The organism is Actinomadura sp. HBU206391, from assembly GCF_014323665.1.
In the GTDB taxonomy this organism is placed as follows: domain Bacteria; phylum Actinomycetota; class Actinomycetes; order Streptosporangiales; family Streptosporangiaceae; genus Actinomadura_C.
In genome coordinates, this window is sequence record NZ_JABVEB010000002.1 from 78,635 (window position 1) to 93,408 (window position 14,774).

General features: G+C 72.3%; 14 protein-coding genes. 7 read left to right on the forward strand and 7 right to left on the reverse strand.

Annotation, left to right across the window (positions count from 1 at the left end):
* The gene (locus tag HKK72_RS02515; RefSeq protein ID WP_187232560.1) at positions 1-561 is read right to left on the reverse strand and encodes an Rv3235 family protein; all 561 of its coding nucleotides are present in this window, start codon (positions 559-561) and stop codon (positions 1-3) included.
* Between the two features lie 123 nt (positions 562-684).
* Entirely contained in the window at positions 685-1,437 is a 753-nt protein-coding gene (locus tag HKK72_RS02520; protein ID WP_187232561.1) for a GntR family transcriptional regulator, read from the reverse strand.
* Positions 1,438-1,600: 163 nt separating this feature from the next.
* Between HKK72_RS02520 and nagA the strand changes: the two genes are divergently transcribed.
* The 4 genes from nagA (at position 1,601) to ptsP (ending at position 6,082) form a co-directional block, all read left to right on the forward strand.
* A complete protein-coding gene (gene nagA, locus HKK72_RS02525) occupies positions 1,601-2,758 on the forward strand; it encodes an N-acetylglucosamine-6-phosphate deacetylase (protein WP_187232562.1) in 1,158 nt (385 codons plus the stop codon).
* Positions 2,759-2,931: 173 nt separating this feature from the next.
* Positions 2,932-3,957: an SIS domain-containing protein gene (locus tag HKK72_RS02530; RefSeq protein WP_187232624.1), complete on the forward strand. Its 1,026-nt coding sequence runs from the start codon at positions 2,932-2,934 to the stop codon at positions 3,955-3,957.
* Positions 3,958-4,071: 114 nt separating this feature from the next.
* The gene (locus tag HKK72_RS02535) at positions 4,072-4,350 is read left to right on the forward strand and encodes an HPr family phosphocarrier protein (protein ID WP_187232563.1); all 279 of its coding nucleotides are present in this window, start codon (positions 4,072-4,074) and stop codon (positions 4,348-4,350) included.
* Positions 4,343-6,082 (forward strand): phosphoenolpyruvate--protein phosphotransferase, encoded by a 1,740-nt coding sequence (gene ptsP / locus HKK72_RS02540; RefSeq protein ID WP_315987035.1) that lies wholly within the window; start codon positions 4,343-4,345, stop codon positions 6,080-6,082. Before HKK72_RS02535 ends, ptsP begins: the two co-directional genes overlap by 8 nt.
* A 36-nt stretch (positions 6,083-6,118) precedes the next feature.
* Here ptsP and HKK72_RS02545 read toward each other — a convergent pair whose 3' ends face one another.
* From HKK72_RS02545 to HKK72_RS02565, 5 genes are all read right to left on the reverse strand, one after another.
* Positions 6,119-6,610, reverse strand: a complete 492-nt coding sequence (locus HKK72_RS02545) for a hypothetical protein (RefSeq protein ID WP_187232564.1) — start codon at positions 6,608-6,610, stop codon at positions 6,119-6,121.
* Positions 6,611-6,665: 55 nt separating this feature from the next.
* On the reverse strand, positions 6,666-8,288 hold the full coding sequence (locus HKK72_RS02550; protein ID WP_261986474.1) for a glycoside hydrolase family 3 protein: 1,623 nt from the start codon (positions 8,286-8,288) through the stop codon (positions 6,666-6,668).
* Between the two features lie 104 nt (positions 8,289-8,392).
* A complete protein-coding gene (locus HKK72_RS02555) occupies positions 8,393-9,082 on the reverse strand; it encodes an HAD family hydrolase (protein ID WP_187232566.1) in 690 nt (229 codons plus the stop codon).
* A 54-nt stretch (positions 9,083-9,136) separates the two neighbouring features.
* A complete protein-coding gene (murQ, locus tag HKK72_RS02560; protein WP_315987037.1) occupies positions 9,137-10,045 on the reverse strand; it encodes an N-acetylmuramic acid 6-phosphate etherase in 909 nt (302 codons plus the stop codon).
* Positions 10,042-11,028 (reverse strand): MurR/RpiR family transcriptional regulator, encoded by a 987-nt coding sequence (locus HKK72_RS02565; protein ID WP_410050275.1) that lies wholly within the window; start codon positions 11,026-11,028, stop codon positions 10,042-10,044. The genes murQ and HKK72_RS02565 overlap by 4 nt, the downstream gene beginning before the upstream one ends.
* 133 nt (positions 11,029-11,161) lie before the next feature.
* Between HKK72_RS02565 and HKK72_RS02570 the strand changes: the two genes are divergently transcribed.
* The 3 genes from HKK72_RS02570 (at position 11,162) to pruA (ending at position 14,723) form a co-directional block, all read left to right on the forward strand.
* On the forward strand, positions 11,162-12,205 hold the full coding sequence (locus HKK72_RS02570; protein ID WP_410050276.1) for a BadF/BadG/BcrA/BcrD ATPase family protein: 1,044 nt from the start codon (positions 11,162-11,164) through the stop codon (positions 12,203-12,205).
* A gap of 199 nt (positions 12,206-12,404) precedes the next feature.
* The gene (locus HKK72_RS02575; protein WP_187232567.1) at positions 12,405-12,917 is read left to right on the forward strand and encodes a DUF6912 family protein; all 513 of its coding nucleotides are present in this window, start codon (positions 12,405-12,407) and stop codon (positions 12,915-12,917) included.
* A 177-nt stretch (positions 12,918-13,094) separates the two neighbouring features.
* Complete coding sequence (pruA, locus tag HKK72_RS02580; protein ID WP_187232568.1) at positions 13,095-14,723, forward strand: L-glutamate gamma-semialdehyde dehydrogenase; 1,629 nt, start codon at positions 13,095-13,097, stop codon at positions 14,721-14,723.
* The last annotated feature ends 51 nt before the right edge of the window (positions 14,724-14,774 follow it).

Sequence of the window (14,774 nt, forward strand, 5' to 3'; positions counted from 1 at the left end):
TCAGCGGCGGCGCATCGTCGTCTCCAGCGCCCGGCACCGCCAGCGGCCGCGGAACCGCTCCAGCCGAAGCGCGATCGCCTGGACCTCGCCGCCCAGCAGCGCGACGGCGCCCACCTCCGCGTGGTCGGCGGCGGGCGTCTGAATCCACGAGCTGAGAATCCGCGGCGGTGACACGCGGCCCGTGGCCGGAGCCGGCGGGCGGTGACAGGAGAGCTCCTCCGCCACGCGGAGCGTCACCCATCGGGCCAGATGATGGAACGGTCGCCGTCCGGCGAACGCCTCAAGGGCCAGCCTGATGATGACTTCGGCCGCCGTCGCCAGTCCGTCGTCCGGCCCGCCGTCGCGCTGCCGTACGGAGCGAAGCGCCGAACGGGCCCTCGCGGACGCGGTCGGCGGCCCGCCGGTGCGGGGCCGGCGCGGCGGCCCCGTGGACGGGGCGTGTCCGGGAGTCAGGGCGAGCGACCCGTCGACGGCGATCGCCTCGTGGCCCGGTCCGGTCGTGCGGCCGGCGGGATAGGCGAACAGCCGGACGGCGGATCGGCGAGACGTGCGCGCGCTCATGGGCGTCTCCTCTGCGGTGGTTCGGTTCCCGGCGCCCTCAGGGGGCGGGGACGGCACACAACAGAGGCGCTGGGCAGGCCTTCTGATACGTCGCGGCCGGATCCGGCCACCATGGGTCCGGGATCAGCGAGTGGAGGTGCGGCCCCGACGCGGGTTCTCCAGCGCCGTGTAGAGGTGATACCGGTCGGCCCGGTAGGTCGACATGGTGGCCTCGGCGCACACGTCACCGGCGTAGGAGTGGCGTTCCAGCAGCAGCACCGCGCCGGCGGGCGCGATGTGGAGGAGTTCGGCGTCGGCGGCGTCGGCGAGCCCCGCCTCGATGGTCTGCTCTCCCGCGTCGAACACGATGCCGTAGTCGGCTTCGAGCACCTCGTAGAGGGATCGGTCGGCCAGCGGCCGGTCGAACAGATCAGGGGCGAGTGACGCCGGGATGTGCGCCCGCTCGATGGCCATCGGCTCCCCGTCGGCCGTGCGGAGTCGTTCGACGACATGGAGGTCGGTGCCCGTCCGGACGTCGAAGATCCGTGCCAGGTGCGCGGTTGCGCGTACGGTGTGCCGGTTCAGGTCGCGGGCGCCCGGCCGCATCCCGCGGGCCAGCATGTCGGCGGTGAACGACACGAGCCGCAGCGGCATCTCGATCTTGGGCCGGGCGACGAACGTGCCCCGGCCCGGGACACGGCGCAGCCGCCCTTCGGAGACGAGCTGCTCGACGGCCTGACGCACCGTCATGCGGGACAGGCCGTACTCCTGGCCCAGTTCCCGCTCGGACGGGATCGGCGCGTCCACGGGCAGCTCCGCGGCGTCGATGAGCGCCACGAGGCTCGCTCGCAACTGCAGGTACTTCGGTACGGGACTGGTGGGATCGATCGCGCCCACGGACCACCTCTGGTGACTGGGCGGCGGGGGAGGTATGGTGCGTACTGGTCTAGGCCGGACTAGACCACAGCATTCACCGTCATGTCAACGCGGACCGGGACGACCGGTGACGCGATCTCATCGCTACAGGACCCAGAGGCGAACGAATGGCGTCAGCGAGCTCATGAGCCCCACCACAGTCATCGCGGCGGACCGCCTGATCGTCGGCGAGAAGGAGTCCCGGCTGATCGGCCCGGGTCATGTACGCATCACCGACGGCGTGATCACAGAGGTGGTCGAGGGCAGCCCGAGTGATCCGCCCGACGTGACGCTGACCGGTGGCACGCTGTCGCCCGGCCTGGTCGACCTGCAGGTCAACGGATATTTCGGCCATGATCTGGCCGACGCAGACGAGGCCGGCTGGCAGACCGTGGTCGGCCGGCTGCCGGAGACCGGGGTCACCGCCTTCCTGCCCACGTTCATCACCGCTCCCGTCGACAGGCTCACGGCCGCGCTGCGCCGGACGGCACAGGTGCTGCCGGGGCTGTCCCAGGGCTCCCGGGTGCTCGGCGTCCACCTCGAGGGGCCGTTCCTGTCCGAGCGGCGCCGCGGCGCGCACAATCGCGAGTGGCTCACCGATCCGACGCCGCGGGCACTGGCGGCGCTGCTGGAGACGGGGCTGGTCAAGCTCATGACGCTGGCGCCGGAACGCCCCGGCGGTCTCGACGCCGTGCGCACGCTCACCGAGGCGGGAGTGGTCGTCAGCGTCGGGCACAGCGACGCCACCGCCGACCAGGTCGCGCAGGCCGTGACCGCCGGTGCGCGCAAGGTGACGCACCTGTTCAACGCGCAGACCGGCGTCGACCACCGCGCACCCGGCGTCGCCGCGCAGGCGCTCACCGATCCCCGGCTGAGTCCCGGGCTCATCGTCGACCTGCACCACGTCTCACCGGTCGTGTGCCGGCTCGCCTTCGCCGCCGCCGGCGACCGCATCGTGCTGGTGACCGACGCGGCGGCGTCCGCGGGCATGCCGCCCGGGCGGTACGAGCTGGGCGGTGAGCCGATCGTGCTCCCCGAGAGCGGCCCGCCGCTACGGGCGGACGGCACGCTCGCCGGTTCCGCGTTGCGGCTGGACGAGGCGATCGGCAATACCGTGGGACTAGGAGTCGACCTCACGACGGCCGTGGACGCGGCCACCCGGATTCCGGCCGACCTGATCGGCCGCGTCGATCTCGGCCGGATCGCACCGGGGGCCGCCGCCGACCTGGTCTGGCTCGGGGACGATCTGCGTACGCGGGCGACCTGGGTGGCCGGCCGGGCCGTCTTCCGAAAGCGGACGTGAGCACTCGTTACCGACCCCGTGGGCGGCAGGCCACGACCGGCAGGCCGAGGGCGAGAAGCCAGGACCATCGAGACATCGCCGAGCAGGACACCGGCCGTAGAGCAGGGCCGCGCGGTTCGGTGACACGCAAAGGAGCAGAGATGACCGAGAGCGCGAGCAGGGGCGCCACGCGCATGCGGGCCGAGATCGGTGAGCAGCCCGAGGCGCTGCGCCGCACGCTCGACGTCCTGCTGCCGAGAATGTCCGACGTCGGGCTGGTCGCGCGCGGCACCCGTCAGGTGCTCTTCATCGCGCGCGGCTCCTCCGACAACGCCGCCGTCTACGGGCGCTACCTCGTCGAGAGTCACGCCGGACGGCTGGCGACGCTGGCCGCGCCGTCGATCGCGACGACGTACAAGAAGAAGCTGGACCTGTCCGGCGTGCTGGCCGTCGCGATCAGCCAGTCCGGTAAGACGGAGGAGATCGTCGAGACGCTCGGCTGGGCGGCCGACTGCGGTGCCCGTACGATCGCCGTCACCAACGGCGCCGGCTCGCCGCTCGCGGAGGCCGCCGAGGTCGCGCTGATCACCGAGGCCGGTGATGAGCTGGCCGTGCCCGCGACCAAGACCTACACCACACAGCTGGCCGCGCTCGCCGTCATCGGGCTGGGGCTGGGCGCCGACGTGGACCTGTCCCACCTGCGCCGGGTGCCGGACGAGGTGGCCCGGGTGATCGAGGCGACGGAGTCGTCCGAGGCGCTCCCGGCCATCACCGAGGAGTTGGCCGGCGTCCCCGGGGCGGTCGTGTCGGGACGGGGGATGGTCTTCGGCACCGCGCTGGAGCTCGCACTCAAGCTCAAGGAGGCGTGCTACCTGCACGCGATGGGCCTCTCGTACGCCGATCTGCTGCACGGCCCCATCGCCGTCGTCGACTCGGGCACCCCGGCGATCCTGCTGGCGGCCGATTCCGGGCCCAACCTGGCGGGCACGATCGCGCTGGCGGGCCGGGTGACGGGGGCCGGCTCCCGGGCGTACGGCGTGGGCGGGCACGCGCTGGCCGAGGTGTGCTCGCACACGTTGCCCGGCCCGGACCTGCCCGAGTGGGTCGCTCCGCTGGCCCTGATCGTTCCGGGGCAGCTCCTGGTCGAGGCACTGGCCCGCCGGCTCGGCATCGACCCGGACGTCCCACGTGGCCTCAACAAGGTGACCCAGACCGGCTGACCTGCCCGGACCGTCGTGGCGCCGTGGGACTTCCTGGAGGTCGTGCCACGTTGGGGACAGTGGACATGCCCTGCGCGCCGACCTGGCCCAGGGCCTGCGACAGAGGAGGCAAGCATGGCTGAGCGCCGGGTGAAGGTAGCGTCGTCGGTTGGGCTGCACGCCCGACCGGCCGCGCTGTTCGTGCAGGCGGCCGCGAGAGTGCCGGTGGACGTCGGCATCGCCAGGCCGGACGGCGACCCCGTCAACGCGAAGAGCATCCTCGCGGTGCTCGGACTCGACGTCCGGCAGGGCGAGGAGATCTTGATCATCGTCGGCGACGGTGAGGACACGACCGACGCCGACGTCGTGCTGAACGAGCTGGAGGAGCTCGTGTCGGAGCCCGAGGGTGCCTGATGGCGCATCCGGTCTGAGCGGTTCGGGGACCGGTGGGCCGGTCGCCGGGGAGTCCGGGCTGCGCGGCATCGGGGTCAGCCCCGGGATCGGGTTCGGCCCGGTCCGGGTGATCGCGGGCGCCGTACCGGAGCCACCGGCGGAGCGCCACGACGGTGACGCCCGCCGGGCGAAGGAGGCGGCCGCCGGCGCGCTGGACGCCGTGGCGCGGGATCTGCGGTCCCGTGGTGAGCAGGCCGCCTCCGCCGGCCGTGCCGAGGCCCGGGACGTGCTCGACGCCCAGGCCATGATGGCCCGCGACCCCGGCCTCGCCGACCTCGTCTCGGCGAAGATCGACGACGGCATCTCCGCACCTCGCGCCGTCTTCGAGGCGTTCGCCTTCTACCGCGAGGTGCTGGGCGCGGCGGGGGAGTACGTCGCCGGCCGGGTCGCCGACCTCGACGACGTGCGCGACCGGGCGGTCGCGCGGCTGCTCGGCCGGCCGATGCCGGGACTGCCGGTGTCGGATGAACCGTTCGTGCTGGTCGCACGCGATCTCGCTCCGGCGGACACCGCGCTGCTCGACCCCTCCCACGTGGTCGCATTCGTGACCGAGGAGGGCGGGCCGACCAGCCATACGGCGATCCTGGCCCGCGCCATTGGCGTCCCCGCCGTGGTGGCCTGTCCCGGATGCGCGTCGCTGCCGGGCGGCAGCACGGTGCTGGTCGACGGCACGTCCGGTGTCGTACGACCGGACCCGGCGGAGGAGGACGTCGTACTCGCGCGAGCCGCCGCGGCGGAGCGGGACCGAGCCGCCCTGGAGGCGTCCGGGCCCGGTGTGAAGCACGGGGCGACCAGGGACGGCCACGCCGTGCCGTTGCTCGCCAACATCGGTGGCCCCAGGGACATCGAGGCGGCGGTGGCCGCCGGTGCCGAGGGCGTGGGGCTCTTCCGCACCGAGTTCCTTTACCTCGATCGTTCCAACAGGCCCGGAGGCGACGAGCAGGAGGCCGTCTACCGGCGCGTTCTCGAGGCGTTCCCGAAGGGCCGGGTGATCGTACGAGTCCTCGACGCGGGCGCGGACAAGCCCCTCGGCTTCCTGTCGCCGCCCGGTGAGGAGCCCAATCCGGCGCTGGGCGAGCGCGGCCTGCGGATGCTGCGCCGCCACCCCGAACTGCTGGCCGAGCAACTCGGCGCGCTCGCCCGGGCGGCCGCCGGTACCACCGCGATCCTGCAGGTCATGGCCCCCATGGTGACCGACCTCGACGACGCCAGGTTCTTCGCGGAGGCCTGCCGCGACGCCGGGGTCGAGATGCCGGGCATCATGATCGAGGTACCGGCCGCGGCGCTGCGCGCCGGGGACCTCGCCGATGAGGTTGAGTTCTTCAGCATCGGCACCAACGATCTCGCTCAGTACACCGGCGCCGCCGATCGGCAGGTTGGCCGGCTGGCCCGGTTGCAGGACCCGTGGCTGCCCGCCCTGCTCGACCTGGTCGCCATCGCCGCCGACGCGGCACGCAAGGCCGGCAAACCGTGCGGGGTGTGCGGAGAGGCGGCCGGAGATCCGGTCCTCGCGTGCGTGCTGACGGGCCTGGGGGCGACATCGCTGTCGATGAGCGCGCCGTCGCTGCCGCTGGTACGAGCCGCGCTGGCCCGGCAGACCTTGGGCGAATGCCGTCAGGCCGCGGCCGCGGCCCGTTCGGCCTCGTCGGCCGCCGGCGCCCGCGCGGCCGCCCACGAGGCACTGGGTATCTAGGAGGCACGGGGCATCTGGCGGGGCCGCCCAGCCCGCTCACGCGACGATGAGCCAGCGGGTGCCCGTGCGGCGGATGACGTAGCTCGACGCCAGGACGTCGCCGGGTTGGGCCGGCTCCGTGCGCCACTGAAGATCGGTGAAATGCACGGTGTAGTCGGCCCGTCCGGGGCCCTCGCTGGCGATCGGCACGGTGACCCCCCGCAGCGCGTTGAGGTCGCCGGCGGTCAGCCGCCGTGCGGCCTGGGGCATCCAGTTCCGGCAGCCGCCGCTGCCGAAGGTGGCCCGGTCGTAGGCGGGGGCGAGATGGCCGCAGCCCCGGGGGTCGCCTGCGGCGAGGCTCCGCAGGTAGCGGTAAAGGACGGTGCGGGCGGGCAGGGAACGCCGTTCGCTGGCGGCGTCCTGCGGCGGCAGCGTGATTGTGGGCTCTGGGGTCAGCGGTGGTATGGAGGTCTCGATGTCGCCGCCGGACCCGCACGAAGCGAGCAACGGAACGAGCACCAGAGCTGCGATGGGCAGCCTGACACGCACTCGGGACCTCCTCACCTGCCGTGCCGGAATCCTCCCAGGCCGGATATGACGCCGTCTACGGGTACGTCAGTCCATGGCCGAAGCCGTACGTCTTCGGTATGGCGACGGGGAGTTTGCCGGTCGGCCGTGCCGAGCCCGTCAGCACCCTGGCGAGAGCGGTGACGGAGGCCGAGCCGGCGGAGTAGGTCGCGAGCGCGGCCTTGGCGCCTCCGGCGTGGCGGAGGTCGTACGGCAGGCCCAGCGCGGCAACGATCACCGGCTTGGTGCCGAGCGCCCGAACCCGCGCCGCGGTGGCGGCTCCGGTGTTCCGCGTCGTGAGCACGGCGACGTCGGCCGACCGCGCGGTGCCGACGACCCGTACGCCCTGCCTGCGCAGGGCACCGGCCACCGACGGGGCGTCCGTGCCGGTGACGTACACGCTCTTCGCGCGCAGCGGGAGCAGCCGGCCCTCGTTCTTCACGAGCGTGATCGAGTGCTCGGCGACCTGCCGGGCCGTCGCCCGGTGCTGCGCCGAGCCGATGACGGCGTCGGCCGCGGCCGGGTCGGCCGCCGTGCCGGCGAACAGGCCACGTTGCTCCTTGAGCCGAAGCACGCGGGTGACCGCGTCGTCGAGACGCCGCTTGGGGATCGACCCCGCCTGCACCGCGTCGAGCACCGCGTCGTAGGCCTTCGGCAGGCTCGGCGGCATGAGCAGCTGATCGGCTCCGGCCTTGATCGCGCGCACCGGGGCGCCCCTGTCGCCGTACTTCCGCCGTACACCGGCCATCTGCAGTGAGTCGGTGATGATCACGCCCTGATAGCCGAGATCGCCGCGGAGCACGCCGGTCAGCACCTTGGGCGACAACGTCGCCGGATCGCCGGAGTCGTCGAGCCCGCGGACCACGATGTGCGCCGACATGATCGAGTCGACGTGGTGGGCGATCGCGGCACGGAACGGCGGGGCGTCGACCTTCTCCCACTCCCCCCGGGTATGTCTGATCACGGGCAGGCCGGTGTGGCTGTCGGTCGAGGTGTCACCGTGGCCGGGGAAGTGCTTGGCGGTGGCCGCCACGCCCGCGTCCCGGAAGCCGTCCACCGCCGAGCCGACGAGCCGGGCCGCCAGGTCGGGGTCGGAGCCGAACGATCGGGTGCCGATCACCGGGTTGGCGGGGTCGACGTTGACGTCGGCGACCGGCGAGAAGTCCTGGTTGATGCCCACCGCCCGGAGCTCGGCGCCGGTCACCCGAGCGGCCGCGCGGACGTCGCCCGGGCTCCGGGTGGCCCCGAGCGCCATGTTCCCCGGGAAGTGGGTGATGTACGGCAGCCGGGTGACCAGGCCCTGTTCCTCGTCGACGCTGATCAGCAACGGCACCTTCGCCGTCTTCTGCAGTGCGTTGGACAGCTGTGCGGTCTGCCGTGGGGCCCGGGTGTTGACGGGGAAGTAGATGAACCCGCCGACGTGGTAGCGCTTGATCATGGCGACGGCCTGCGCCTGGGTCTGGAAGGTCGGGACGAACAGCTGGCCGACCTTCTCCCGCACGGACATCCGTGCGACCAGCCCGGGCACCGCCGACGGTGGAGTGGGCGTTCCGCTGGGGGTGCGCACCGGCGCAGGCCCCCTCGTGCCCTCGGAGGTGCACGAGATCAGCGGTGCCATCGCCGCCGCGGCGACGATGAGCACGAGAACGGGACGCGGCATGATGCGAAGCATGATGAGCACCCGACGTTAACACCGGTGCGGGGATGCTCCGGCCATACGACGGACATGAGCATGCCGATCAGGACGGCGTCACCCCGGGCGGATCAGCCGCTAAGGGAGATCTCGAGGAGCCCTTCCAGCCGGCCGACCGTCGTCGCCACGTCGGTGTGGTGCAGCCCGATCATGCCGATGGTCTCGGCGGCTCGGACGTTGTGCTCGATGTCGTCGATGAAGACGCACTCGTCCGGCTCCAGCCCGAGCGATTCGAGGGCGTGCCGGAAGATGCCCTCGTCGGGCTTGCGCATGCCGATCTCGGCGGAGATCACGACGCAGTCGAACAGTTCGTCCCACAGCTCTCGGGGGTAGTCGTTGCCCCAGGAGTTCGAGATCAGGCCGGTGCGGGCCCCACCGGCCCGGGCGCGGCGCAGGGCCTCGTACATCGCCTCGACCGGCTGGAAGCCGTGGAACATCCGGCGCAGCAGCCCCTCGGCGCGCACCGGACCGCCGTCGGCCAGCCGCAGCTCGGCGGCGAGCAGCCGCTCGAACTCGGCCGGCTCGAGCGTGCCGTCCTCGAGCCCGTGGATCGGGTTGACGGCCCCTCCGTCATAGGCCTGCCCCACCCACGCCCGCATGACCTCGCGGTAGTGCTCGACGTCGAGGCCGTCCGCCGCCAACCATGAGGCGACGGAGTCCTTCAGCGGCGGAGTCAGGACGCCGCCCCAGTCGGTGAGCACACCACGAACAGTTGAATCCGGTTCGGTCACGTGCCCGATGGTAGGGGATGCCCGGGCCATGGGTCCGGACGGGGCAACGACGGCCGGGGCGGGTGAACGACGGGTTCGCAGGAGTCAGGGTGTGCCCAGCCTGCGGAGGGCCGCGCGGACCGAGCCCTGGGCGTCGCGCAGCGCGGCCGCCGCGTGCTCGGGCGGCACCTCGCCGAGCAGCGACACCAGCGCGACGCGGGTGTCGCCGCCCGCTTCGGCCAGCGCCGTCTCGCACGTCCGGGCGTCCATGTCGGTCGCCTCCATCAGGATGCGGACGAGCCGTCCTCTCAGCTTGGAGTTGAGGGCGTTGACGCTGACCATCAGGTTGGAGTAGGTGCGGCCCAACTGGACCATCACGGTCGTGGAGAAGGCGTTCAGGACCAGCTTGGTGGCCGTGCCCGCCTTCATCCGGGTGGATCCGCTGATCACCTCCGGGCCTGTGGACAGCCCGATGTGCACGTCCACCTCGGCGCCGAACGGGGCCAGCGGGTTCGCGCTGATCAGTGCCGTGTGCGCCCCCGCCCGCGCGGCCGCGCGCAAGGCCCCTACGACGTACGGGGTGCGGCCGCTCGCGGCGATCCCGATCGCCACGTCACCGGGCCGTACGTCGGCCGCGTCGCGGGCGCCGAGATCCGGATCGTCCTCGACGTCCTCGACGGCATGGGACATGGCGCCTTCCCCTCCGGCCTGGTGGGCGACCACATGCCCTCCGTCGATACCGAAGGTCGGCGGCAGTTCGGCGGCGTCGATCACGGCCAGCCGTCCCGAGGTGCCGGCCCCGAAGTAGTGGACCCGGCCGCCGCCGCGCAGGCTCTCGACCGCGAGGTCCACGATCGTCGCCACACGCGGCAGTACCTCGGCCACCGCGAGGGGAACGCGCTCGTCCTCGGCGTTGATGAGGCGCAGCACGTCGATCGTCGGGAGGGTGTCGACCTCCATGGTCCGGGGATTACGCCATTCGGTGGGGATGTCACACCGCTCTTGCTCGATCACCGACGCCTCCGGTCAGTGCGCATGGTTCGGCCCCGGACCGCCTCGTAGGTCGCCTCGAGGGCGCCACGGGTCGAACCGAAGGTCCGCTGTGCCACCCCGACGAACACACAATCGATGACCGTGAGCTGGGCCAGTCGGCTCGCGGTCGCACCGGATCGGAAGGTCGTCTCGCGGGCGGCGGTGGTCAGGACGAGGTCGGCCACCTCGGTGATGGCGGACCTGGGAAAGTTGGTGAGCGCCACCGTGGTGACCCCACGGCGCTTGGCGACGGTCAGCGCGTCGATGGTGTCGACGGTGGCCCCCGTGTGGGAGATGCCGACGGCGACGTCTCCAGGCCCCATCACGGCCGCGCTGGTCAGCATGATGTGCGCGTCCGACCAGGCGTAGGAGATCCGTCCTATGCGGTGCAGCTTCTGCTGGAAATCCATGGCGACGAAGGCGCTGGCGCCGACCCCGTAGATGTCGACGCGCCGGGCGCCGGCCACGGCGTCGACGACCTGTTCGAGATTCTTGACGTCGAGCTGGGCCGCGGTCTCCTCCACCGCCCGGGCGTCGGCGAAGGTGACCTTCTCGACGATCTGTTCGAGAGTGTCGTCGGGACTGATGTCGCTGCCGACGATCCTGCCGCCGGAGGAGATCTGTGCTCGCCCCACCTCGGTCGCCAGGGTCAGCCTCAGCTCCGGGTAGCCGGTGAATCCGATGGCCCGGCAGAACCTGATGACGGTCGTTTCCGACGTGCCGCACGCGTGGGCGAGTTCGGTGATGGTGGAGTTGGCGACCCCCTCGGGGTCGTCGATCACCCGCTGCGCGACCCGGCGTTCGGCCGGCGGCAGCGAGGGCAGTAGCGACCGCACCCGCACGACGGTGCTGAGCGGTGGTGTTGCGGTGGGGGGCGCGGGGGTGTCGCTTCCGCCGAACACGGCGGTGAACGCCGCTCCCATCGGTTCCCCGTCCCCCGGATCCTGTCCGGCAGGTTTCCTCATGGAGGAAAGTTTCTTACGGGCCCCATATGGTGTCAATCTCGAAAGGGTCTACGGTCACGTTGTGTTGACCCATTTGGCCGGTCCCTTCGTGGTCGGCATTGACGCGGGTGGCACAAGTACCCGCTGTGCCGTAATGACATTGAGTGGCGCCCTGGCCGGTTCCGGCTCCGGGCCTGGCGCCAACCCCAACTCCGGGGGCGACACCGCGGGCGCGCTGACCACCGCGCTCAGTGCCGCGGTGGGCGACCTCGATCGTTCCCTCATCCTCAACGGCGTCTTCGGCATCGCCGGAGCCGGAGCCGCCGGCCGGCCCGCGGCGGTGACCGCGGCCAGACGGGCATGGCGCGCCGTTGGGCTTCGCGGCTCCCCGGCCGTGGTGACCGATATCGCCGTCGCCTTCGCCGCCGGCTCGTCCGCGCCCGAGGGCATCGTGGTCTTCTCGGGCACCGGGGCAGGGGCGGCCGCGATCAGCGACGGCGCGATCAAGCGGCGCGCCGACGGCTATGGCTGGCTGGTCGGTGACGAGGGCTCGGCGGTCTGGCTGGGCAGAGAGGCGGTCCGGGCGGTCCTCGCCGCCTACGACGGCCGTGGCGCCCCGACCCTGCTGGCCGAGTCGGTTCCACGGGCGCTGCTCGGCGCCGCCAGGCTCACCGCACTGGGCGTTCCGGTCGTCCGCTCGGCCCGGCACGGTCATGGCTTCCGTACGTCCAGGGAGACCTCCCGTGGACGCACACCGGCGATGGTCATGGCAGGCCTGGGCGGCGGGGGCGTGCAGCAGGTCCAGCCGGGACCCACCGCGACGCTGGAGCGGCCCATCGTCACGCCCAATGTCGCGCTGACCCAGGCGATCATCAAAGAGGTGTACGGGCGGCCACCCGCGGCACTCGGGCGGCTCGGGCCGGTGGTCAGTGCCGCCGCCCTCGCCGGCGACCCCGTCGCCCGGCGGATCGCCGACGAGGCGGCCGAATGGCTGCTCATGGACGTGGCGGCGGTGCGTTCCGCGATCGATGTCGGTTCCCCTCCGGTGGTCATGGCCGGATCGGTGCTCGGCAGCGGGCCGGTGAGCGACGCCGTGCACGCCGGCCTGCGCGAACGGTTCGCCGTTGATCCGACCCGGGCCGGCGACGGCGCGCTCGGCGCGGCCGGGCTGGCCCTGCGGCGCCTGGGCATGCGCTGAGTCCGGTGTGTCGCGGGCGCGAGCGAGGTTCGTGCCCGCGACATGGCGGAACCCGCGTCATGCGCCCTTGCGACACGCCGGAGGCAGCCGGTCCGCGCTTCGGGGCGGTCGGGCCGGGTGAAGGTCTACGCTCCATAGCTGGCACACTCGGAGCGATCGCGTCCCGTTGATCGCCGTCTGCTCCTACCCTCGAGAAGGCATGCGCGTCTACCTTCCCTCAACGCTTCCCTCGCTCGGCCGCGCCCTCGCCGCCGGCGAGATCGGCCCTGTGCCGCTGACCGCGTACGCGGTGACCCCCGAGCTACGCGAGTGGTACGCGGAGGGTGACCTGGAGGAACTCGAGTACGCCGCGCTGACCGCCGCCGCGCGGGCCTCGCTGCGGATGCTCGCCGACGACCCGGCGGCGCCGCCGCGCAGGGTCGTGCTCGCCGTCGAGGTGCCCGACCAGGCGGTGGGCCGAGTGCCGGGCGACGCCGGGGTGGCCGACGAGGACGAACGCGCGGCCGTACGGCTGACCGCGCCGGTCCCGGCCAAGAAGATCGCCTCCGGGCATGTCGACGACCCGGGGGCCGCGGACGACGTCCGGGCCGCCGCCGCCGCGCTGGCCGCCGCCGACGCCGGTGACGACGACGCCCGCTTCACCGTCGACGGCGCAGAGGGCCACGAGCTCCTGTGGTACGCCACCCAGGAGCTGTCGCACCTACTGCCTTGATCCGCCTGTCCTGGTCCGCGCTGCGTACTGATCCGCGTCCGCCGGGGCGGTGTGGCCCGCTCCAGAGGGTTCGCTGAGCGGGGGTGACGCCAGGTCGAAGCCGGATTCGCTGGCCTGGTCAAGGCATGCGACGATGCGCGTATCGACATCGATGTCGGAATTTTGGGAGCAAGGCTGATGGACGCCGTCACGAACGTGCCCGCACCGGCGAACGAACCGGTCAAGACCTACGCGCCCGGCAGCGCGGAGCGCGCCGCGCTCGAGGCCAAGATCAAGCAACTTGGCGACGAGCAGATCGATCTCACCATGACGGTGGGCGGAGAGCGGCGTCTCGGGGGCGGCGCCCCGATCGACGTCGTGGAGCCGCACAACCACGCCCATGTGCTGGGCCAGGCGCGGAACGCGACCGACGACGACGTCCGCGCCGCGATCGACGCCGCTCGCCTGGCCGCCCCGGGCTGGCGAGCGATGTCCTTCGACGACCGGGCCGCGATCTTCCTCAAGGCGGCCGAGCTGCTGTCCGGCCCCTGGCGGGCGACGCTCAACGCGGCCACCGTGCTCGGGCAGTCCAAGTCCGTGCAGCAGGCCGAGATCGACGCCGCCTGCGAGCTGATCGACTTCCTGCGGTTCAACGTCGACTTCGCCCGTCAGGTCTACGCCCAGCAGCCGCTGTCGTCTCCGGGCGTGTGGAACCGGATGGAGTACCGCCCGCTGGAGGGCTTCGTCCTCGCGATCACGCCGTTCAACTTCACCGCGATCGCCGCCAACCTGCCGGCCGCCGCCGCGCTCATGGGCAACGTGGTCGTCTGGAAGCCCTCGCCGACCCAGCAGTTCGCCGCCCACTTCACCATGCGGCTGTTCGAAGCGGCGGGGCTGCCCTCCGGCGTGATCAACATGGTGACAGGGGACGGCCAGGCGATCTCCAACGTGGCGCTCCGGCACCCGGAGCTGGCCGGTGTGCACTTCACCGGCAGCACCGGCACGTTCCAGCACCTGTGGCGGACCGTGGGCGAGAACATCGCCGGGTACGCGTCCTACCCGCGGCTGGTCGGAGAGACCGGCGGCAAGGACTTCATCGTCGCCCACCCCTCGGCCGACCCCGCCGTCCTGGCCACGGCGCTGATCCGGGGCGCGTACGAGTACCAGGGGCAGAAGTGCTCGGCGGCGTCGCGGGCCTACCTCCCGCGTTCGGTGTGGAACGGCATGCGCGACGAGTTCTTGGCGACCGCCGGTTCGCTCACCATGGGCAACGTCGCCGACGACCTGTCGGCCTTCATGGGAGCCGTGATCGACGACCGGGCGTTCGCCAAGCACCGCGCCGCGCTGGAGCGCGCGAAGGCGGCCGACGGAGTCGACGTACTCGTCGGCGGCGGTGCCGACGACAGCACCGGATACTTCGTCGAGCCGACCGTGCTCGTGTCCGCCGACCCGGCCGATGAGATCTTCACCACCGAGTACTTCGGCCCGATCCTCGGCGTGCACGTCTACGAGGACCGCGACTACGACGCGATGCTCCGGCAGATGGAGAGCGCCGCGCCGTACGGCCTGACCGGGGCGATCATCGCGCAGGATCGTGCGGCGATCGCGGCGGCGAGCGAGGCCCTGCGGTTCGCCGCCGGGAACTTCTACATCAACGACAAGCCGACCGGCGCCGTGGTCGGGCAGCAGCCCTTCGGCGGCGCCCGGGCGAGCGGCACCAACGACAAGGCCGGATCGATCTGGAACCTGACCCGCTGGGTCAACACCCGGACGATCAAGGAGACCTTCGTACCGCCCACCGACCACCGGTATCCGCACATGGGATGACCGGCGGTTCCGCCGCCGGCGCGCCTCGGGCGCCGGCGGCCGGGGAACGCG